15 protein-coding genes are annotated in these 20,327 nt (G+C 74.3%); 7 read left to right on the top strand and 8 right to left on the bottom strand.

What is annotated here, in order from left to right; all coding sequences use genetic code 11:
* The first annotated feature begins 171 nt into the window (after window positions 1-171).
* Window positions 172-2,850, top strand: coding sequence for a SpoIIE family protein phosphatase (locus EKG83_RS12995; RefSeq protein WP_051765590.1), 2,679 nt, complete (start codon window positions 172-174; stop codon window positions 2,848-2,850).
* Window positions 2,851-2,865: 15 nt separating this feature from the next.
* On the opposite strand, the gene EKG83_RS48995 is transcribed toward EKG83_RS12995, so the two are convergent.
* Genes EKG83_RS48995 through EKG83_RS12965 form a run of 7 tightly spaced genes read right to left on the bottom strand, consistent with a single transcriptional unit; the run spans window position 2,866 to window position 8,965 of the window.
* Window positions 2,866-3,000: a hypothetical protein gene (locus EKG83_RS48995; protein WP_265590331.1), complete on the bottom strand. Its 135-nt coding sequence runs from the start codon at window positions 2,998-3,000 to the stop codon at window positions 2,866-2,868.
* A 39-nt stretch (window positions 3,001-3,039) separates the two neighbouring features.
* Window positions 3,040-4,584: a fused response regulator/phosphatase gene (locus tag EKG83_RS12990; RefSeq protein ID WP_033430773.1), complete on the bottom strand. Its 1,545-nt coding sequence runs from the start codon at window positions 4,582-4,584 to the stop codon at window positions 3,040-3,042.
* On the bottom strand, window positions 4,581-6,332 hold the full coding sequence (locus EKG83_RS12985; RefSeq protein ID WP_033430772.1) for an ATP-binding response regulator: 1,752 nt from the start codon (window positions 6,330-6,332) through the stop codon (window positions 4,581-4,583). The genes EKG83_RS12990 and EKG83_RS12985 overlap by 4 nt, the downstream gene beginning before the upstream one ends.
* Window positions 6,329-7,351 carry an ATP-binding SpoIIE family protein phosphatase gene (locus tag EKG83_RS12980; protein ID WP_033430771.1) on the bottom strand — a complete coding sequence of 341 codons (1,023 nt, stop codon included), beginning with the start codon at window positions 7,349-7,351 and terminating at the stop codon, window positions 6,329-6,331. The genes EKG83_RS12985 and EKG83_RS12980 overlap by 4 nt, the downstream gene beginning before the upstream one ends.
* A complete protein-coding gene (locus EKG83_RS12975) occupies window positions 7,339-7,752 on the bottom strand; it encodes an ATP-binding protein (protein WP_033430770.1) in 414 nt (137 codons plus the stop codon). Before EKG83_RS12975 ends, EKG83_RS12980 begins: the two co-directional genes overlap by 13 nt.
* Complete coding sequence (locus EKG83_RS12970) at window positions 7,749-8,123, bottom strand: STAS domain-containing protein (RefSeq protein WP_033430769.1); 375 nt, start codon at window positions 8,121-8,123, stop codon at window positions 7,749-7,751. The genes EKG83_RS12975 and EKG83_RS12970 overlap by 4 nt, the downstream gene beginning before the upstream one ends.
* The gene (locus tag EKG83_RS12965) at window positions 8,123-8,965 is read right to left on the bottom strand and encodes an STAS domain-containing protein (RefSeq protein WP_033430768.1); all 843 of its coding nucleotides are present in this window, start codon (window positions 8,963-8,965) and stop codon (window positions 8,123-8,125) included. The genes EKG83_RS12970 and EKG83_RS12965 overlap by 1 nt, the downstream gene beginning before the upstream one ends.
* Before the next feature lie 249 nt (window positions 8,966-9,214).
* Between EKG83_RS12965 and EKG83_RS12960 the strand changes: the two genes are divergently transcribed.
* The 3 genes from EKG83_RS12960 (at window position 9,215) to EKG83_RS12950 (ending at window position 14,743) form a co-directional block, all read left to right on the top strand.
* Window positions 9,215-10,345 carry an alkaline phosphatase family protein gene (locus EKG83_RS12960; RefSeq protein WP_051765588.1) on the top strand — a complete coding sequence of 377 codons (1,131 nt, stop codon included), beginning with the start codon at window positions 9,215-9,217 and terminating at the stop codon, window positions 10,343-10,345.
* Window positions 10,346-10,446: 101 nt separating this feature from the next.
* Window positions 10,447-13,875: a DEAD/DEAH box helicase gene (locus tag EKG83_RS12955; RefSeq protein WP_265590330.1), complete on the top strand. Its 3,429-nt coding sequence runs from the start codon at window positions 10,447-10,449 to the stop codon at window positions 13,873-13,875.
* Window positions 13,876-14,053: 178 nt separating this feature from the next.
* Window positions 14,054-14,743: a response regulator transcription factor gene (locus EKG83_RS12950; protein WP_033427309.1), complete on the top strand. Its 690-nt coding sequence runs from the start codon at window positions 14,054-14,056 to the stop codon at window positions 14,741-14,743.
* Here the strand turns inward: EKG83_RS12950 and EKG83_RS12945 are convergent, their stop codons facing one another.
* Window positions 14,744-15,211 (bottom strand): MmpS family transport accessory protein, encoded by a 468-nt coding sequence (locus EKG83_RS12945; RefSeq protein ID WP_170191731.1) that lies wholly within the window; start codon window positions 15,209-15,211, stop codon window positions 14,744-14,746. It abuts the gene before it with no gap.
* 506 nt (window positions 15,212-15,717) lie between these two features.
* Here EKG83_RS12945 and EKG83_RS12940 point away from each other — a divergent pair.
* From EKG83_RS12940 to EKG83_RS12930, 3 genes are all read left to right on the top strand, one after another.
* Window positions 15,718-18,414 (top strand): cupredoxin domain-containing protein, encoded by a 2,697-nt coding sequence (locus tag EKG83_RS12940; RefSeq protein ID WP_228122595.1) that lies wholly within the window; start codon window positions 15,718-15,720, stop codon window positions 18,412-18,414.
* A gap of 76 nt (window positions 18,415-18,490) precedes the next feature.
* The gene (locus tag EKG83_RS12935; protein ID WP_084715865.1) at window positions 18,491-19,543 is read left to right on the top strand and encodes a multicopper oxidase family protein; all 1,053 of its coding nucleotides are present in this window, start codon (window positions 18,491-18,493) and stop codon (window positions 19,541-19,543) included.
* Between the two features lie 25 nt (window positions 19,544-19,568).
* Window positions 19,569-20,285 (top strand): YcnI family copper-binding membrane protein, encoded by a 717-nt coding sequence (locus tag EKG83_RS12930; protein ID WP_033427307.1) that lies wholly within the window; start codon window positions 19,569-19,571, stop codon window positions 20,283-20,285.
* Window positions 20,286-20,327: the final 42 nt, after the last annotated feature.

Here is a 20,327-nt window from a genome sequence, read left to right as displayed (position 1 = left end):
TTCTCCAGAGCGGGCTTCACTCGTGCGAGGTGCGCTGTGGGCTCAACGACACCGCCTGACAACAGAAGATCACACCACGCGCGCGTCCCGGCGGGCGCCTCCCCTGCGCAGCGGTCGGTGGGACGCGGCGCACGAGGTTAACCTGGTTCCCCCACCCGAAGGAGCCACCGCATGACCCGATCCGGCGAACCGGGCCCGACCGACCTGGCGGGTCTGCTCAGCGACCTCCCGGTCGTGGTGTGGGAGGGCGACGCGAGCACCCGGCGGCTGACGTTCGTCTCGCGGCACGCCGAGGAGCTGCTGGGGTTCCCGGTGGACCGGTGGCTGGCGGACTGGGACTCGGTGGTGCACCCCGACGACCGGGACGCGGTGGCGCGGGAGCGCTGGGCGGGCGGCGCGGACTTCGCCCTGGCCTACCGGGTGGTCGCCGCGGACGGCCGGGTGCTGTGGGTGCGGGAGCGTGGCCGGGCGGTGCCCGCCGCGGACGGGTCGGCCGGGCTGGTGCGCGGCGTGCTGGCCGACGTGACCGAGAGCAGGCTGCGCGAGGAGCGCGAGCGGTTCCTCGGCGAGCTGGACCGGGAGCTCCAGCGGTTCGACGACGCCGAGGAGGTGATGACCGCGGCGACGCGCCTGCTCGGCGAGCACATGGGCGTGAACCGGTGCGCCTACGCGGAGGCCGAGGCCGACGAGGACCACTTCCTGATGAGCGGCGACTACTCCTCCGGCCTGCCGCCGCTGCCGGGCCGGTTCGCCATGTCGGACTTCGGCGCGGGCGCGCTGCGGGCGATGCGCGGGGGCGTGCCGTGGGTGGTGGCCGACAGCCTCGACGACCCCCGGCTGACGCCCGCGGACCTGCACGCCTACCGGGTCACCGGCATCCGCGCGGTGATCTGCCTGCCGCTGCTGCGCGGCGGCCGGTTCGTCGCGGCGATGGCCGTGCACCAGGCCGAGGTGCGGCACTGGACCGAGGCGGACGTCGAGCTGGTCACCGTCGTGGTCAACCGCTGCTGGGAGTCCCTGCAGCGCACGCACGCCGACCGCGCGCTGCGCGCGAGCGAGGAGAGGCACCGGTTGCTGGTGGAACGCGCCACGGACGGCATCTGGACGGTGGACCGCGACCTGCGGTTCGCCGACGCCAACCCGGCCGCGTGCGAGCTGCTGGGGTACGCGCGGGCGGACCTGCTGGGCCGGCCGCTGACCGACCTGGTCGCCGCGGACCTGGCCGACCGGCTGGCGGAGCTGGTGGGCGAGCCCGGCCGGGTGGTCACCGACGTGTGGGAGCTGCGCCGCGCGGACGGCGGCGCGGTGCCGCTGGAGCTGAGCATCCAGAGCACGCCGACCGGGTTGCAGGCGATCGGGCGGGACGTCACCGAGCGGCGGCGCGCCGAGGCCGAGCGGGAACGGCTGCTGCGGCGGGAGCGCGAGATCGCCGAGGCCCTCCAGCACAGCCTGCTGCCGCGCGAGCTGCCGTCGCTGCCGCGGGTCGCGGTGGCGGCCCGGTACCTGCCCGCGGCCACGCACGGCCAGATCGGCGGCGACTGGTACGAGGTGCTGCCGGTCGGGGGCTCGGTGGTCGCGCTGTCCGTGGGCGACGTGGTCGGCAAGGGCCCGACCGCGGCGGCGGTGATGGGGCAGCTGCGCAGCGCCCTGGCCGGCTACCTGCTCGACCACCACTCCCCCGCCGCCGCGCTGGAGCGGCTGGACGCGTTCGCCCACCGCACGCCCGGCGCGCTGGGCAGCACGTGCGCGTGCCTGACGTTCGACTGGGACACCGGCCTGCTGTGCTGGTCGGCGGCCGGGCACCTGCCCGCGCTGCTGGTGACGGAGACGGGCACGCGGTTCCTGACCGACGAGGCGGGCGCGGTGCTGGGCGCGCCGGAGCGCGGGCCGTACCGGGACCACGAGGTGGAGGTGCCGGTCGGCGCGTCCGTGGTGCTCTACACCGACGGGCTGGTCGAGCGGCGCGAGGCCGTGGTCGACGTCGGCCTGGAGCGGCTGGCCGCGGTGGCGGGCGCGCTGCACGGGGCCGGTCCCGACGAGCTGGCCGACGAGGTGGTGGGCGCGCTGCTGGCGGAGGGCCAGGACGACGACGTGGCGCTGGTGGTGCTGCGCCGGGTGCCGGACCCGCTGGACCGGCGCGAGGTGCCCGCGGTGCCCGACGCGCTGGCGGACATGCGCCGCGAGGTCCGCGCCTGGGCCGCGCTGGCGGGCGTGTCGACGGACCACCTGTGCGACGTGCAGCTGGCGCTGGGCGAGGCCGCGGCGAACGCGGTGGACCACGCCTACCCCGACGGCCCGGGCCGGTTCGACTACCTGCTGGACCGCACCGCGGGCGGCGACGTGCGGGTGGTGGTGCGCGACCGGGGCCGGTGGCGCCCGGAGCCCGCGGACAAGGGGCACCGGGGCCGCGGCATCGGGATCATCCGGGAGCTGGGCGCGGACGTGGTGTTCGACCGGGGCCCGGCCGGGACGACGGTGGACTTCCGGGTGCCCGCCGACCCCGACCGGCCGGCGGTGGAGCTGCCCGTCGCGCCGTCCTCCGGGGAGCACCGGGTGGTGCGGCTGACCGGCGACCTGGACGCGGCGGGCGCGGGGGCGGCGCGGGCGGACCTGCTGGCCCGGGTGGGCGGCGGGCCCGTGGAGCTGGACCTGACCGACCTGGACTACCTCAGCAGCTCGGGCATCGCGCTGCTGCTGGAGGCGGCGGGGACGGCGCGGGCCGCGGGGCACCGGATGACGTGGGCGCTGCGGTCGGGTTCGGCACCGGCCCGGATCGTGGCGCTGTCGGGGCTGACCGGCGTGGCGGGCCTGGACGTGCGGATCGCGACCGAGGAGCCGGCCGCCCGGTGACCGGGGCGGCCCGGGTCACCCGGGGTCGGTGATCCGGGTGTGGCCGCGCATCCGGGGCTCCGCCTCCGCCGGGTCCGCCTCGACCACCGACCTCGGCGGGTACCCCTCACCGGCGACCGGTCCGAGGCGGAACCCGACGATCGCCACCACCAGCCCGGCTTCCCCAACGGCGCCGGGACCATGCGGCCGTCATCGCAGGAGGTGTTCGCGCCGGAACGCCAGCAGCGCGATGTCGTCCTTCTTGTCCTGCCCGAACTCGGCCAGCAGCCGGTCGCACAGCTCGTCCATGTCGTCGTCGTGCGACACCGCCGACCGCAGCAGCTCCATGCCCTCGTCCAGGTCGGCCCCGGAGTGCTCGACCAGCCCGTCTGTGGTCAGCAGCACCAGCCCACCGACCGGCAGCACCACCTCCGACGCGGGCGGCCGGGGCAGGCCGATGCCCAGCAGCGGCCCGCGGACGTCCAGGTAGCGGGTGCCCGAGGCGTCGGCCAGCAGCGGCGGGATGTGGCCCGCGTTGGCGACCACCGCCGTCTCCGACGCCGGGTCGACCAGGATCAGGCACATCGTGGTCAGCCCGGTGGTCGAGTGGAACTTGCGCACCATCGCGTCGGTGCGCCGCAGGATCTCCGCCGGGTCGGTGCCGTCCACCGCGTAGGCGCGCAGCGCGTGCCGCACCTCGCCCATGATCGTGGCCGCGTGCAGCGAGTGCCCGGTGACGTCGCCGATGGCGATCAGCAGCCGGTCGTCCAGCTCGGTGACCTCGTAGAAGTCGCCGCCGATCTCGGCGTGCGCGGACGCGGGCGCGTAGCGGGCCGCCATCGGCAGCGCGGGCAGCGACGGCAGGCGGCGCGGCAGCAGGCTGCGCTGGAGCGTGAGCGCGAGGTTGTGCTCCTCGGCGTAGGCGCGCAGCCCCTCGGTGGTCAGCGCGACCGCCTGGGCGAGCTGCCGCAGCAGGTTGCGGTCCTCGTCGGTGGCCACCGCGTCGGGCGCGACGGCGACGCGGATCGGCGGGCGCCGGGGGTTGCCGCGCGCCACCACCACGAACGCGGGCCCGCCCGGCTCCCACGGCGGGTCGGCCAACGTCGCGGTGTCCGGTGGCACGCCCTGCAGCAGGTGCCCGGCCTCGCGCCGCAGCCCGGTCGCCGCACCGGGCTCGGCGCGGCCGACGAGCAGCGCGCCGTCGGGGTTGGTGACCAGCACGGTGGCCGGCGCGCCCAGCACGGTCGCGGTGCCCTCGGCCGCGGCGGCGACCAGTTCGTCGAACGTGCCCGCCGCGTTGATCCGCAGGGTCGCCGCGGTGAGCTTGGCCAACCGGTCGGCCAGCCGCTCGGCCAGCGCGCGGGCCCGGTAGTAGCGCAGCGCCGCCTCGACGGTGGCCAGCAGCTCGCCGGGCTCCAGCGGCTCGGTCAGGTAGGCGTCCGCGCCCCGGTTGAGGCCGGTGATGCGGTCCTCGGCCGCGCGGAAGGCCGCCGAGACGTGCACCACCGGCACGGCCGCGGTGCGCGGGTCGCCCTTGATCCGCTCGGCCACCTCGAACCCGGTCATGTCCGGCAGGTCCACGTCCAGCACGACCAGGTCGAACTCCTGGCGGGCCAGCAGGTCCAGCGCCTGGCCGCCGGTGACCGCCTCGGTGACCTCGTGGCCGCCGCGGCGCAGCCAGCTGACCCGGACGTACCGGCTGGCCGCGGTGTCGTCGACGACCAGCAGCCGGGCGCCCGCCACGGGCGGGGTCACCGGTCGTCCCCGGGCCGGTCGCCCTCGGCGCGCGCGAGGGTGCGGGCGGCGCGGACCGCGTCGCGCACCGCGTCGGGCGCGACGCCACCGGCGGCCAGCACGGTCGCGGCGTGGGCGGCGGCGGTGCGCTCCAGGCCGCTGTCCCCGTCGGGGCCGACCAGGACCACCGGCACGGACCGCGACCGCTCGTCGCCGCGCAGCACGGACAGGATCTCGGTGCCGCTGACCAGCGGCACGTCCGCGGCCAGCAGCACCAGGTCCGGCCGCTCGCGGCGGGCCGCGGCCAGGGCGGCCCGGCCGTCGCCGACCTCCAGGACCCGCTCGGCGAGCCCGTCCAGCGCGGCCACCAGCCGGGAGCGCACCCCGTCGTCGGGCACCACGACCAGGGCGAGCGCCGCGGTGGAGTCGTCGGCCTGGCGCAGCGGCAGCCGCACGGTGACCTCGGTGCCCTCGCCGGGCGCGCTGCGCAGCACCAGGTCGCCGCCGAGGATGCGGGCGAGCCGCCGCGCGTAGGGCAGGCCGAGGCCGGTGCCGCCCGCGCCGACCTGGAGCCGGCCCGGCACCTGGTAGAAGTCCTCGAAGATGCGGTTCTGCTCCGGTTCGGGGATGCCGATGCCGGTGTCGGAGACGACGAAGACCGCGGAGTCGGCGTCCAGGTCGACGGCCAGCCGCACCACGCCGCGCTCGGTGAACTTCAGCGCGTTGGACAGCAGGTTGCGCAGCACCCGCTGGAGCATCACCTCGTCGGTGATCAGCTCGGGCATCGGCGCCGGGTGGTCCACCACCAGCTCCACCTCGGCCGAGCGGACCAGCGGCTGCACCGAGCCGTGCAGCCCGGCCAGCAGCAGCGGCAGGTCCACCGGCGCGAACCGGGGCCGCAGGCTGCCGGACTCGGCCTTGGCGGTGTCCAGCAGCTCGTTGATCAGGGCCAGCAGGGTCGAGCCCGCCTCCTCGATCAGGCTGACCTGGCGGCGCTGCTCCTCGGTGAGCGGGTCGCCGTGGGGGTCGGCGAGCAGCCGGGCCAGGCCGAGCACCGAGTTGACCGGCGAGCGCAGCTCGTGGCTGATGTTGGACCAGAACCGGGTGCGCGCCTCGGCCGCCTCGCGCAGCTGGGTGGTCTTCTCCTCCAGCTCCGCGTACAGCGCCACGACGCCCTGGTTGGTCTGCTCCAGCTCGTCGGACAGCTCCTTGTGCAGGGCGATGATGCCCCGGTTGGTGTCCTCCAGCTCCTCGTTGAGCCGCACCAGCTCGCGCTGCTTGGCCTCCAGGTCCTCCAGGGTCTGCACCAGGTCCTGGTTCTGGGCGCGCAGCTCGTCCAGCGAGTCGGGGGCGTCCCACGCGGTCAGCCGCCGCCGCAGCCGCTCGACCTCGTCGGGCGCGGGCGGGCTCGCGGGCAGGGCCTTGACCAGGGTCGTGGCCGCGGGGTCGGCCAGCACCTCGTCCATCAGCCGGCGCGCGGTGTCCCAGCCTGGCCCGTCGGTGTCGACGGTCTCGACCCGGATCAGCAGCGCGGGCGACGGCGGGCGGCGCAGCAGGAACACCAGGGTGGTCGGCGTGGTCAGCCGCACCAGCTCCCGGCCCACGTCGCTGAGCGAGGTGGCGACCCGGATCTGGTTCTGCCCGTCCAGGCCCAGCGCGGCCGCGGCGTCGCGGCCGTGCTGGCGCAGCGGGAAGACGTCGGCCTCCCGGTGCACGGTGACCCTCAGCAGCACCTCGTCCCCCTGCGCGCTCTCACTCGGTCCGGTCACGGCGCCACCGCCACGAGCACGCCCGCGTCGTCCCGCCGCACACCCGCGTCGCGCAGCAGCGCGGCCGCGATCACCAGTGGCGGTCGGGTGACGGGGACGTCCTGCGGCGTCCAGCGCTCGGTCAGGCCGTCGGAGTGCAGCACGACCACCGCGCCCCCCGGCAGCTCGTGGTCGAAGGCCCGCACGGTCCGGGCCTGGAAGCCGGCCACCCCGGGCACCGACACCATGTTGCGCTTGCGGCCGTCCGCGAGGACCGCGGCGGCGATGTTGCCCAGCCCGGAGAAGCGGACCGTGCCCGCCGCCCAGTCCAGGTCGGCCACTGCGACGGCGCCGCCGCGGGTGCCGCGCAGGGCCTCGTGCAGCCGGGCCACGGCCTCCTCCGGCCGCCCCGGCGGCAGGTCGCAGAACACCCGCACCGCCTCCCGGGACGCCGACGCGGCCAGCGGGCCGTGCCCCGAGCCGTCGCACATCATCAGGGTCACCCGGCCCGGCGAGCGGCGCACGGCGTAGGCGTCGCCGCACACCTCCTCGCCGTGGATCGCCCTGGTCAGGCCCGCGGTGCTGCCGTCGTCGGCGAACGCGGCGTCGCGGTGGGCGTAGAAGCGGGCCACCAGCACGGTGCCCCGGCCGGGTTCGGAGGACAGCGAGAACACGTCGGCGGACCGGGCCACTGCACCCAGGCCCAGGCCGAGCGTGCCGGTGGTGGACTGGCCGTCGGTCATGGCCAGCCCGACGTCGGTGATGCCGGGGCCGCGGTCGAGCGCCAGCACCTCCACCGCGGCCCGCTCGGCGTCGCGCACCGACCGCACCACCACCTGGCCGCCGGTGGCGTGCTTGTGCAGGTTGGTGCCGATCTCGGTGACGGCGAGCGCGACCTCGGCCACCCTGGTGCCCGGGAACGCCAGCCGCTCGGCCAGGTGCGTCGCGGTGCGGCGGACCCGGCCGACCTCGGCGGCCTCGTCCACGTTCAGCCACGCCACGTCCTCGGCCACGGGCAGGCAGGTGCTCACCGCTTCCACTTCACCACCGTCACCGTGGTGCCGCGACCCACCTCGGTGTCCAGGTCGAACTCGTCGACCAGCCGGCGGGAACCGCTCAGGCCGAGCCCGAGGCCGGTGCCGCTGCTCCAGCCGTCGGCCAGGGCGAGCGCCAGGTCCGGGATGCCCGGCCCGGCGTCGCGGAACGAGGCCCGCACGCCCTGCCGGGGGCCGTCGGCGACGACCTCGACGGTGGCCGAACCGCCGCCGCCGTGGATGAGCGTGTTGCGGGCCAGCTCGCTGGTCGCGGTGACGAGCTTGGTCTGGTCGACGAGGGACAGCTTCACGCGCTGGGCGTACCCGCGCACGAGCTGGCGCACGCGCACCACGTCGTCGTCACCGGTGATGGGCAACTCCTCCGGCGTCCCGCCGGGGGCGGTCACGGCCGTCCTCTGCGGTGCGCGCCGAGTTCGCGCAGGATCCTCATGCCGCGTTCCAGGTTCAGCGCGGTGCGCACGCCGCCGAGCGTCAGGCCCAGCTCGACCAGCGTGATCGCGACCGCGGGCCGCATGCCCACCACCACGGTGTCCGCGTCGAACAGCCGCGACAGCGAGGCGATGGTGGCGAACATCCGGCCGATGAAGGAGTCCACGATCTCCACCGCCGAGATGTCGATCACCACGCCGTGCGCGCCGCTGGCCGAGATGCGCTCGGCCAGGTCCTCCTGGAGCGCGAGGACGCTCTGGTCGTGCAGGTCGATCTGGATCGACACCAGCAGGATGCCCTCGATCTCCAGGATCGGCACCCGCTCCATCAGCGGTCCACCTTCACGATGTCGGTGCCCTCCTTGCGCAGGGCGTGGCGCAGCGCGTCCGCCAGCGACGCCTTGGTGGTGATGTCGCCGAACTCGATGCCCAGCTCCACGATCGTCTGCGCGATCTGCGGCCGGATGCCGGAGATGATGCAGTCCGCGCCCATCAGGCGGGCCGCGACGACGGTCTTGAGCAGGTGCTGGGCGACCTGGGTGTCGACCGCGAACACGCCGGTGATGTCGATGATCGCGTGCTCCGAGCCGGTCTCGACCAGCGTCTCCAGCAGCTTCTCCATCACCACCTGGGTGCGGGCCGAGTCGAGGGTGCCGACCAGCGGCACGGCCAGCACGCCCTCCCACAGCTTGACCACCGGCGTGGTCAGCTCCAGCAGCTGCTCCGACTGCTCCTTGATGATCTCCTCGCGGGCGCGGGCGTAGGTCTCGAACGTGATCAGGCCCAGCGCGTCGAGCAGCGTCGAGAACTCCATGAGCTGGCGGAACAGCTCCGGCGTGGCGCTGTCCTCGGTCAGCTCGAACACCACGCGCTTGAGCGCGAACACGCTGGACGCGGTCTCCGTCGGCGTGTAACCGCCGCGGGCCCGGTTGCGCGACATCTCCTCCAGCAGCGTCCTGACCTCGGTGAACCGCTCACCGCGCACGTCGCCGCCGTCGGCCACCGGCACGAGCGCGCCGAAGAGCTCCCGGAAGTCGCGCTCCAGCTCGGCGCCGGTCGCCCGCCCGCGCACGGTCACCGCCACGGCCTCGACCCAACGCCGGACCACCTCGTCGGCGTTGTCCCGCAGCAACCCGGTCAGGCGGTGCCCCTGCCCAGCTTCCCCAACCACCCGCGCCTCCTCATGAGCGTCTTCCCGCGAGACACTAGACGGCCGGTCGGGTCGCGCCACCCGGCGACTCTCCGAACCGGCCGCCGCCGGGCCGCTGCCCGGTTGCCGCCCGGTTACTGCCCGGTCGCTGCCCGGCCGCCACTTGGCCGCCGGTTCAGCCGCCTTCGGCCCCCGCTCAGCCACCGGTTCAGCCACCCTCGGCGGCCGAACCGGCCGGTCCGCGGTCGCACCGGCCCTAGAGTCGGGGGGATGGACCCCTTGGTGCCCCGGTACGGGACCGGTTCGCTGTCCGACGTCGTGCCCTCCCTGCTGGCCGGGCTGGGCGTACCCGGCGCCACCGACGTGCTGGGCCTGTCCGGACCCGCGCGGGTGTGCGTGCTGCTGGTGGACGGCCTCGGCCGGCGGCTGCTGCGCGAGCACGAGGACGACGCGCCGTTCCTGGCGTCGCTGGCGGGCCCGGGGATCACGGCCGGCTTCCCCGCCACCACGGCCACCAGCCTCGCCGCGCTGGGCACCGGGGCGCCGACCGGTGAGCACGGCCTGGTCGGCTACTCGTTCGAGGCCGGCGGCGAGGTGCTGAACACGCTGGGGTGGAGCCGGTACGGCGTGCCCGAACGCGTGGACCTGCGCGAACACCTCGTGCCCGAGTCGGTGCAACCGCGCCCCACCGCGTTCGAGACCGCCGCCGCGGCCGGGGTGGCGGTGCGCCTGGTGCTGCCGCGCGAGCAGCAGGGCAGCGGCCTGACCAGGGCAGTGCTGCGCGGTGGGCGGTTCGACGGGGTGCTGGGGTTCGGCGACCTGGTGGGGCGGGTGGCGGAGGCGTTGCGGTCGGCGGACCGGGTGCTCTGCTACGCCTACCACCCGGACCTGGACGCGTTGGGGCACGTCTACGGGCCGGGCAGCAAGCCGTGGCGGTGGCAGTTGAGGTTCGTCGACCGGGTGGCGGAGGCGATCGCCTCGGAGCTGCCGCCCGACGGCGCCCTGGTGGTGACGGCCGACCACGGGATGGTGACCGTGGGTGAGCGGATCGACCTGGACACCTCCGACGAGCTGCGGGAGGGCGTGCGGGCGCTGGCGGGTGAGGCGCGGGTGCGGCACGTGTACGCGGAGCAGCCGGAGCGGGTGCGGGAGCGCTGGTTGTCGGTGCTGGGTGAGAAGGTGTGGCTGGCTTCGCGGGCGGAGGCGGTCGAGGCGGGCTGGTTCGGGCCGCGGGTGGCCGGGCACGTGCTGCCGCGCATCGGTGACCTGGTGGTGGCGGCGCGTGGCGGGCTGGCCCTGGTGCGGACGGAAGCCGAACCGCACATGACCACCTTCACCGGCCACCACGGCTCGCTGACGGCGGTGGAGCAGGAGGTACCGCTGCTGGTGGCCCGCGGTTGAGGCCGGGAGCACGGGCAGCGCGGCGCGGAATCGGCATAGCATCGCTTGTCGGCCCGCCGGGGCCGGGACGGAGGCGATGAGTGGAACGCGGGTCACCCGTGGTGGACACGTCCGTCGCCGGCGTCGTGGAGGCCCGGTGGGGTGTCCGGCCCGAGCCCGCGATCGCGCGGTACGCCGAGCCCGGGTGGCAGCTCTCACCGGTGCCGATCGACCGGCGGTGCCCCCGGTGCGAGGGGGAGCTGCACGGCCTGTACCGGGCGCACCCGCACCGGGGCAAGCACCAGCTCCAGGCGGCGGTGGCGTGCCCGGCGTGCCCGGCGACGTTCACGCTGCGCGAGCTGAAGCTGGCGCAGAAGTCGGTGCTGGGCGAGCTGCGGCCGGAGGCCGTGACCCGGCGGCTGGCCGAGGACGCGCAACTCGACGCCCTCACCCGCGGGCCACGGCCCGCGGCGGTGAAGCCGCGCACCCAGCCCACCCCGCGCACCCAGCCGACCCCGCGCACCGAACCCACCCAGCCCACCCCGGCCGTCGAACCGGCACCGCACACCCCCGCCGAACCGGCCGATCACCGACCCGCCGGCCCGGGGCGCACCACCCCCGGCCCAACCGGCCCCACCGACCTCACCCCCGACGCCACCCCGGACCACACCGACCCGGCCCCCACCGGCACCGACCCCACCGCCCCCGAACCACCCCGCCCCACCCGGCGCACCTCGACGGTCGCCATGGCCGCCCGCATCCGCTCCGTCCTCAGCGGCGCCGAAGCGGCACCCACCACCCGCGAAGCCGACCTGCCGACCCTCCCCCCGACCGCCGGCACCCGACCGGTGTGGTGGTGCAAGACCGTCGACCCCGCCCTGGACGTCCCCGCCCTCCCCCGGGACGTGGACGCCCGGGTGGTCCTGCCCGACCGCCCCGAGTTCGACGACCTCCGCACCCGCCTGCGCACCGCGGGCGTCCCGTTCCGCCAAATCCGCCACTGGCTGGAGCAGGAGGACGTGACCACCGACACCGCCTCGGCCTGGCTGTCCGAGGTGGGCGGGATCGTGCCGGAGCGGTGCGAGCCGGTCTCCGGGGAGGCCGCGCGGGCCGCGCGGTTGGCGTTCGAGGTGCTCTGGGACCTGCACGAACCACCGGGTGAGGTGCCCGCACCCGTGCCGGTCGAGCGGTTCGCGCCCGCCGAGTGGGCGCGGTTCCTGCCGTTCCCGGTGCTCAACCCCGCGCAGACCCAGGCGGCGCCCCACCTGGTGGACGGCGATTCCCACCTGCTGATCACCGCCCCGACCGGCGCGGGCAAGACCGCGATGGGCATGCTCGCCGTGCTCAAGGCCATCCTGGAGGAGGGCCGCAAGGCCGCCTGGCTGGTGCCGCAGCGCTCGCTGACCGACGAGCTGGACCGGGAGCTGGAGGCGTGGCGCTCGGCGGGGCTGCGGGTGGAGCGGCTGTCCGGCGAGTACGCGGTCGACGTGGAGGCGGTCAAGGCCGCGGACCTGTGGGTGGCCACCACCGAGAAGTTCGAGGCGATCTGCCGCGCCGCCTCCCTCCAGGCCGCGCTGGGCGAGGTCGGCTGCCTGGTCGTCGACGAGATCCACCTGCTGGGCAGCCCCGGCCGCGGCGCGCTGCTGGAGGCCCTGCTGGCCCGGGTGCGCGGCGCGGACTCGCCGGTGCGCATCGTCGGCCTGTCGGCCACCGTGACCAACGCCGCCGAGGTCGCCGAGTGGCTGGAGGCGGAGCTGGTGGCCACCACCTGGCGCCCGTCGCGGGTGACGTGGCAGTTGCCGACGATCCCGGCCGCCTCCGGGTTCGCCGCGAACAACCGGCTGCGCGAGCAGGTGGTCATCGACCTGACCCACCGGCACACCGCCGAGGGCGGCAGCGTGCTGGTGTTCTGCGGTTCCAAGCGCAACGTCCGCTCCACCGCGATGGCGATCGCCGCCGACCGCGGCGCGCCCGTGCACACCGTGGCCGCCGACGACGTGGACGGGCTCACGCGGGTCTGCGCGGACGTCGGCGTGCGCCTGCACTACGCCGACTACGAGCACAAGCACGCCGCCGAGCGCGCCTTCCGCGGCCGGGAGGCGGACGTGCTGGTGGCGACCTCCACGGTGGCGGCGGGCGTGAACCTGCCCGCGCGGGCGGTCGTGGTGCGGGACGTGTCGATCGGCGGCGAGCCGATGGACACCTCCACGGTCCTGCAGATGTTCGGCCGGGCCGGGCGGATCGGCGCGGGCGAGACCGAGGGCTGGTCCTACCTGGTGGTGGACGAGACGCAGCGCGCCGAGTGGCAGACCCGGCTGGTGGCCGGCTACTCGGTGTACTCGCGCATCCGCGAGTCGCTGCCCGACCACGTGCTGGCCGAGGTGCTCCAGGGCCGCATCCAGACCGAGGGCGACGCGCAGGCGTGGTGGGTGGAGACCCTGGCGCACGCGCAGGGCGACGACGACCTGGAACCGGTGCAGGAGGCGGTGCAGTTCCTGGTCGACGAGGGGCACCTGACCGCGACCGGCGGCCGGTTGGCGATCACCGAGCTGGGCAGGCTGACCGCGCGGATGATGGTGTCCACGCACACCGGCCACCGCCTGCGCCGCACGCTCGGCCTGCTGCCCGTGCCGCGGGACCCGGACGAGGCGGAGACCGCGCTGAGCCTGGTGCTGTCGGTGGCCGTGCCCGACCTGGCGGGCATCCCGGTGCCCGAGCCGGTGCGCCCCGCGGTGGCCACGGTGATCAAGGCGGGCGGCAAGACGTCGCGGATCACCAGCAGCACGTCGGTCAAGGGCCTGGGGTCGCAGACGACCACCGCGCCGGGCGACCTGGCCTGGGCGGCGCTGCTGCTGGCGGCCCGCTCGCCGCACCTGTTCGACCGACCGGGCCGCCGGGTCGCGGGCGGCATCCCGCTGACCACCCTGCACCCGGTCTACGAGCAGGCGCCGCGGTTCCTGGCGTGGCTGGCCGCGCAGGGCGCGCTGGGCACCGTGCACCCGTGGATCGCCGTGGTGGCGGCGGACCTGGACCACCGCGTGCGCTGGCGGTCGCTCGCCCCGGCGCGCGGCTCGGGCCGGCTGCTGTGGATGTGCGAGGAGATGGCGACCCGCGCCCACCTGCGGACGCACGTGCCGGAGCTGTGGCGCTCGGCGGTGGCGCGGGGCGTGCGGTCGCCGGACTGGCCGCCCGGCCGCTCGCCCGCCGGCTGCGTGCTGGACCACGCCGGCTACACCGCGCTGATGCGCGAGCGCACCACCAACTACGCGCTGACCGCGCACGCCTCGGGAGCCGCCGTGACCGGCGGGACCGGCGCCGCGGCCGTCGCGTGGCGGGGGCGGGCGCGCACCGAGCCGACCACGTCGGCCTCGACGATCCCCTACCCCGAGTCGGACGACGAGTCGCCGGACACGGGCGTCGCGGTCTTCACCCGCCGGGGCGACTACCGGGCGACCGGCTGGCTGGCCGCCTACACGGCGGTGAACCCGCCCGAGGAGCCCGCACCGCCGACGACCACCCGCCCGAGGCGGGGCCTGGGCGCCCGCGGCTGACGTCCCCGGCGCGGCGGGCACCTGTCGCCACCCCCCTGCGGCAGGCGCCGCGCCTTCCCGTTCCCGGTCGGTGCCGTTCTCGCACGGCGCCTGTTCTCGCACGGGCGCCTGAAGCGCACCTGCAGCAACCTGAAGCGGACTTCAGGACGGGGAGTTCCCCTTGCGGCATAGTGCGGGCATGCGGGTGCTGGTGGTGGAGGACGACCGACGCCTGGCCGGGCTGCTCGTGCGCGGGCTCGTGGCCGAGGGTTTCGTCGTCGACGTGGAGCACGACGGCCGGGACGGGCTGTGGCGGGCGAGCGAGCACGCCTACGACGTGATCGTGCTGGACGTGATGCTGCCGGGGATGAACGGCTACCGGGTGTGCGCGCACCTGCGCGCCGCGGAGGTGTGGACGCCGATCCTGATGCTCACGGCCAAGGACGGCGAGCTGGACGAGGCCGAGGGGCTGGACACCGGCGCGGACGACTACCTGACCAAGCCGTTCTCCTACGTGGTGCTGGTGGCGCGGCTGCGGGCGCTGGCGCGGCGCGGCAGCACGCCCCGGCCGGCGGTGCTGCGGGCCGGGGACCTGGCGCTGGACCCGGCCACCCGGAGCTGTCGCCGCGGCGGGACGCCGATCCCCCTGACCGTCAAGGAGTTCGCGGTCCTGGAGTTCCTGCTCCGCCACCGCGACCGGGTGGTGACCAAGGCCGAGATCATCGCCGGCGTGTGGGACGAGGCCCGCGACCCCGAGCCCAACCTGGTCGAGGTCTACGTCAGCGCCCTGCGCCGCAAGATCGACACCCCGTTCCGGCGGCGCACCATCACCACCGTCCGCGGGCTGGGGTACCGGCTCGACAGCCGCGAGTCCGCGCGCACCGAGTGATCAGCCCCGCGCGGCGTCCGGCGTCATCATGTTCGAGCACGACACGGTGGTGAACTCGCCCCGCGCCGTGCGGGAGGCGACCACGCGGCCGTTGACGGTGATGGTGCAGGTGATCGACTCGCCCTGGCCGTTGGTCGCCATCACCTGCGCGATGCCGAGCCCCGGTCCGGCGGGCACGACCAGCTCCCGGCGCCACGGCAGGTCGACCGCCTCGACCCGCTCGGTGGTGTTCGCGCCGTCGGTGGTGAACCTGATCTCCGACGACTTCCCGCCCGGCCCGGTCACCTCGTAGACGACGGCGTGGGTGGGCGCGACCGGCTCCGCCCCGGGCCCGGCGGCCACCCAGACCGCCGTGCCGGCGACGGCCACCGCCGCGGCCACCCCGACCGCCCACCGCCGCCCGCTCCCGCCCGCAGCGGGCGGTGAAATGTGCCCGCCCGCCGTCGGGGTTCGTCTGGGAAGAGTCATGTCCGCTCGCTTTCCACCTCGGTCCCGGAGCACCGGAAGCGCGCTCGCGCGCCGGTTCCGGAGTTGCGTGCGGAACATGTTGGCACCGCCGCGGACTTTTTGCCAGAAGCCTTTTGGGTGGTCGCCGCCACGGGTGCGAACAACGGCTCGACAGGTGTCCGGTGCACACTGGTAAATTAAATACCCGTCACCCGAACAATCCTCGCATCAACCACGCGCACGTCTTCCACCAGGAGAAATCCCAGGTCCCGGGCCCGCTGAACACGACACCAGGCCGTCACCTGAGACGACTCCGAACCGAAGTCGACGCCCTTTCATCACAACTCTTAAAAGGGCTTGGTGCGATCCAGTTGACCCACCCTTAACGTTCGGGCAATCGAACAGACATGGACCGTGGATGTATTGAGTTGCCTTCAGTCGGCGGCCATCGAACAACCACGAGGTTTTCCGGTGCGCCGCAACAGGTACCGAAAGGGAAAACAATGCGCTCTCCCCTGATACCGCGCATGTTCTCGTCGGGAACGGGACGGCAACGCGGGAGGCGGGCCGTCGCGGCCGGTTCCGCGCTGCTGCTCGTCCTGGTGGCCGCGGGGGTCAACGCCCCGGTGGCCACCGCGGCCACGTTCACGGTGTCCATGCAGAACCTCCAGTACAACCCGCCGACGCTCAACGTGAACGTCGGGGACACCGTGCGGTGGACGAACAACGAGACCAACGGGGTCGTGCACAGCGTCGACGGCGGCCCGTTGAGATCCGACGTCAACGCCGGCGAGTCCTACTCGTTCACCTTCACCAGCCCGGGCACGGTCAACTTCCGCTGCCGCTTCCACCCGGACATGCTGGGCACCGTCACGGTCGGCGGCACCTCGCCCACGACCACCACGGGACCGACCACCACCACGACCACCACCACGACGACGACGGCCGCGCCCACGACCACGCAGCCACCCGCCGCGACGACCACCACGGGTTCGGGCGGCCTGCCCGTCGGCGTCGGCCCGATCCCCGTGTCGTTCCACCTCACCGACAGCCAGGGCTCCTGGTACGACACGAACCTCCAGCTGTTCGGCACCCGGTCGCTCGCGGTGGCCGAACTGCCGCGGATCAAGCCCGGCGGGCTGATCCCCGGCCTGCCGCTCAACGGCATCCCGCTGCTGGGCAACGGCAACCTGCTCGGCGACGCGGCGGCCAACCTGCTCAACGGCGACCTCTCGCGGCTGACCGGGCTGGTGTTCAACACCGGCTCACCGCTGCTCCAGAGCCTCGGCGTGGACCTGAACCAGCTGCTGGGGCTGGACAACCTCCGGGCGTCGATCAACAAGGTGCTGCCGCTGCTGGACCTGCGGGCCATCCGGGCGAACCTGCTGCTCGACCAGCTCACCCAGCAGATGGCCAACCGCCCGGCCAACGCGAAGACCTCGCTGCTCGACCTGCCGGTCGGCGTGGAGCTGATGCGGCTGCTGGAGGACATCCAGCGGTACGTCGCCAGCACCACGATCAGCCTGCCGGTGACGGTGAACTTCGACATCTCGGCCCCGGCCGCGGAGTCGGCGCACACCATCACGAGCCTGATCTGGCCGGAGGGCGCGGCGCAGTTCGACCAGCCCGGCGGCTTCATCGGCAGCACGAGCGCGCAGCTGACCGAACCGGGCCTCTACGCGTTCGTCTGCAAGATCCACCCGTACATGCTGGGCGCCGTCGTGGTCGACGACCCGCTCACCCCGGGCCTGGACTTCGGCAAGAAGCTCAAGGTCAACAGCCGCGCGCTGAACGTCCCGTCCGACGCGGACATCATCTCGCAGCTGGTGCAGAAGTTCTTCACCATCACCGCGCCGAACAACTGGCAGAAGTTCAGCAACACCGAGGCCCGGACCTGGAACCCGACCTACCCGCCGGCCCCGATCCTGATGTACGACTCCAACGGCTCGCCGCAGCTGGTGCCCATCCTGGACGCCTACTTCAAGAACAAGTTCAACACGCCCAAGACGCTGCCCGCCCTGACCCAGCGGCCCGGCACGCCCGGTGTCGGCGAGGTCTGGGTCGACACGGAGCTGGAGAAGACCGCGGGCAAGACCAAGTCCGGCACCGCGACGAAGGTCGACGTGTCCGCGTGGAAGGTGGACCGCAAGGTCGCCCTACCCGAGATCAACATGAACAACCCGCACAACATGTGGACCGACAAGGACGAGAGGTACATCTACCAAACCGAGTGGTTCGGCAACAAGCTCGACGTGTTCGAGCGCGCCACCGGCCGGTTCGTCCGGCAGATCGAGGTCGGCCCCGACCCGTCGCACGTGATGACGAGGACCGACACCGACCAGCTCCACGTCGCGATCAACGGCGGCGCGTCGGTGGTCGAGCTGTCGCCGGGGGCCACGAAGGTCGACCGGCGCATCCCGGTCCAGGCGCCGGGCGAGAAGGTCGCGCACCCGCACGCCCACTGGATGACCGGCGACGGCTCGACCATGATCACGCCGAACGTCAACAGCTACGACTCCACGGTCGTGGACATCCCCACCGGCAACATCCGCAAGGAGGCCACCGGGGAGCTGCCGATCGCCACGAGCATGACGCCCGACGGCGCGAAGGCGTACACGGCGAACTTCATGGGCGGGACGGTCTCCTGCATCTCGCTCAAGGCCGACGCGTGCAAGGACGGCGGCGCGACGGTGCACAGCAAGCAGATCGACCTGTGGCGCAACTACGACCCGGTGGCCGGTGAGCGCGGCCCGATCGGCGGCCTGCCGATCCAGCTGCCGGTCAGCCCGGACGGCACCGCCATGGTGGTGGCGAACACGCTGACGTCCAACCTCACGGTCATCGACCCGCGCACGGACGAGATCGTGAAGTGGCTGCCCTGCGACGCGGGCTGCCACGGCGTCAACTTCGGCGCGAAGCGGGGAGGCGGCTACTACGCCTACGTGTCCAGCAAGTTCGCCAACACGCTGGCCGTCGTGGACACCGACCCCAACGGCGACGGGAACATCTCCGACGCCGCCGTGGTCGGCAAGATGGTCCTCGACCCGGCCCCCACCACCGCCACCGACGACCAGGTCGTCGACCACGTGGGCATGGGCGGCATGGGCGTGCTCGCCGTGCCGGTGGTCTACAACGGCTGGGCGCAGAAGGTGCCCGGCAACCCGGTGAACGACCAGCTGACCTGCCGTCAGCGGCACCCGATCACCCACACCACCGATTGCTGACACCACCCCACGCGGGTCCGGGGGACGTCCTGCGCGGCGTCCCCCGGCCCGCCGGGTGCCTCGCGGAAGGCAGAGCATGTCCACCGAGCTGACCGGCACTGATCCGTCCACATCGGAACTGCGGCCCCGGCGCCGACCGCGCCGGGCGCTGCCCCTGGTCCTGACCTCGCTGCTCGCCGCGGCCGCGGTGACGGCGGGCGTGGTGGCCTCGAACGCCGTGGCCCCGGACACCGCGCGCACCGGGCCCCTGGTCGCCGACCCGGTGCCACCGGCCGCGGCCGGCGAGGACCTCGGCGACGGCACGCGGCTCGCCCAGTACGAGGCGGTCGACGGCTACAAGGTCTTCCACCTGCGGGCCGCGCCCGTGGCCTGGGAGGTCGCCCCCGGCGACGTCCGGCAGGCATACGCCTACAACGGGGTCGTCCCCGGCCCGGTGATCCGGGTCAACGAGGGCGACAAGGTGCGCTTCGTGGTGCAGAACGACCTGCCCGAGACCACCTCCCTGCACTGGCACGGCATGGACCTGCCCAACGACCAGGACGGCGTGCCCGGCCTGACCCAGCCGGAGGTCGAACCCGGCCAGAGCTACACCTACCAGTGGACGGCCATCAGCACCGGCACCCACTGGTACCACTCGCACATGCACGGCGACCAGGAGGGCAAGGGCCTGTACGGGTCGCTGGAGGTCGTGCCCAGGCTGGGCGACATCTCCGCCAGCCGCGACTACCGGCTGATGATCGGCGACGGCCCGCTGGGCTTCGTGTTCAACGGCAAGTCCTTCCCGGCGACCGCGCCGCTGCGGGCGCGGGTCGGCGAGCGGGTCCGCATCCGGCTGATCGGCACCGGTCCGGAGATGATCCACCCCATCCACCTGCACGGCGGCTACTTCGAGGTGGTCGCCCAGGACGGCAGGCGGTTGCCGTTCCCGCAGCAGATGGACACCGTGACGGTGTCGGTCGGCCAGACCTACGACCTGATCTGGACACCCACCAGGGTCGGCAAGTGGATGATCCACTGCCACATCTTCTCGCACGCGGAGACCCACCACGGCATGGCCGGGCTGGTGTCGATCTTCAACGTCGACCCGCCCACGGTCGGCCTGCCGCTGCCGCTGCCGCTCGGCGGCTGAGCCCCGAACCCCCACCCGAGAAGGGATGACCATGTCCTCGCACACCTCCAGGGCGCGTGCCCTCACCGCGGTCGTCGTGGCCGCCGGAGCCGCCCTGCTGTTCCCCGCCACCGCTTCCGCGCACGTCACCGTCTCACCGGCCACCGCGGAGCCGGGCGGCTACGCCCGGGTGGTGTTCCGGGTGCCCAACGAGCGCGACGACGCCTCGACGAACCGGCTCGAAGTGGTCCTGCCCACCGAGCACCGGTTCGCCTCCGTGTCCGTGCAGCCGGTGCCCGGCTGGACCGCGACCACGCGCACGGAGAAGCTGGACCCGCCCGTCAAGGTCGGCGACCGCGAGCTGACCGAGGCCGTGACCGCCATCGTGTGGGAGGGCGGCGAGGTGGCGCCCGGCCAGTTCCAGGAGTTCCCGGTGTCGCTGGGCCGGCTGCCGCAGGACGAGCGGGAGCTGGTGTTCAAGGCGCTCCAGACGTACTCCGGCGGAGAGGTCGTCCGGTGGATCGACACCCCGGCCGAGGGCACGTCGGAGGCCGACCACCCCGCGCCGAAGCTGTCGGTCAAGGCGGGGGCGGTGGCGTCGGCGCCCGCGCCGGCCGCGGGCGCCGACCCGCTGGGCCGGGTGCTCGGAGGCGCGGGACTGGTGGCCGGCCTGGCCGCGCTCGGCCTGGCCGCGGTGCGGCGCGGGAACCGGTCCGCACCGGCGCGCACCCGACCGGCCGAGAAGGTCACCACGCGGGTCTGACGCCGCATGGAGCCGACGCCGCACGGCATCGACAGCACGCAG

The sequence above is a fragment of the Saccharothrix syringae genome (genome assembly GCF_009498035.1).
In the GTDB taxonomy this organism is placed as follows: domain Bacteria; phylum Actinomycetota; class Actinomycetes; order Mycobacteriales; family Pseudonocardiaceae; genus Actinosynnema; species Actinosynnema syringae.
This window is presented reverse-complemented; position numbering and strand designations above follow the sequence as displayed.

Excerpts from the sequence above, each read along its gene's own strand:
- EKG83_RS12945 (WP_170191731.1), bottom strand. The coding sequence starts at position 15,211 with ATGACTCTTCCCAGACGAACCCCGACGGCGGGCGGGCACATTTCACCG.
- EKG83_RS12935 (WP_084715865.1), top strand. The coding sequence starts at position 18,491 with ATGTCCACCGAGCTGACCGGCACTGATCCGTCCACATCGGAACTGCGG.
- EKG83_RS12940 (WP_228122595.1), top strand. The coding sequence starts at position 15,718 with ATGTTCTCGTCGGGAACGGGACGGCAACGCGGGAGGCGGGCCGTCGCG.
- EKG83_RS12995 (WP_051765590.1), top strand. The coding sequence starts at position 172 with ATGACCCGATCCGGCGAACCGGGCCCGACCGACCTGGCGGGTCTGCTC.
- EKG83_RS12950 (WP_033427309.1), top strand. The coding sequence starts at position 14,054 with ATGCGGGTGCTGGTGGTGGAGGACGACCGACGCCTGGCCGGGCTGCTC.
- EKG83_RS12970 (WP_033430769.1), bottom strand. The coding sequence starts at position 8,123 with ATGGAGCGGGTGCCGATCCTGGAGATCGAGGGCATCCTGCTGGTGTCG.
- EKG83_RS12960 (WP_051765588.1), top strand. The coding sequence starts at position 9,215 with ATGGACCCCTTGGTGCCCCGGTACGGGACCGGTTCGCTGTCCGACGTC.
- EKG83_RS12930 (WP_033427307.1), top strand. The coding sequence starts at position 19,569 with ATGACCATGTCCTCGCACACCTCCAGGGCGCGTGCCCTCACCGCGGTC.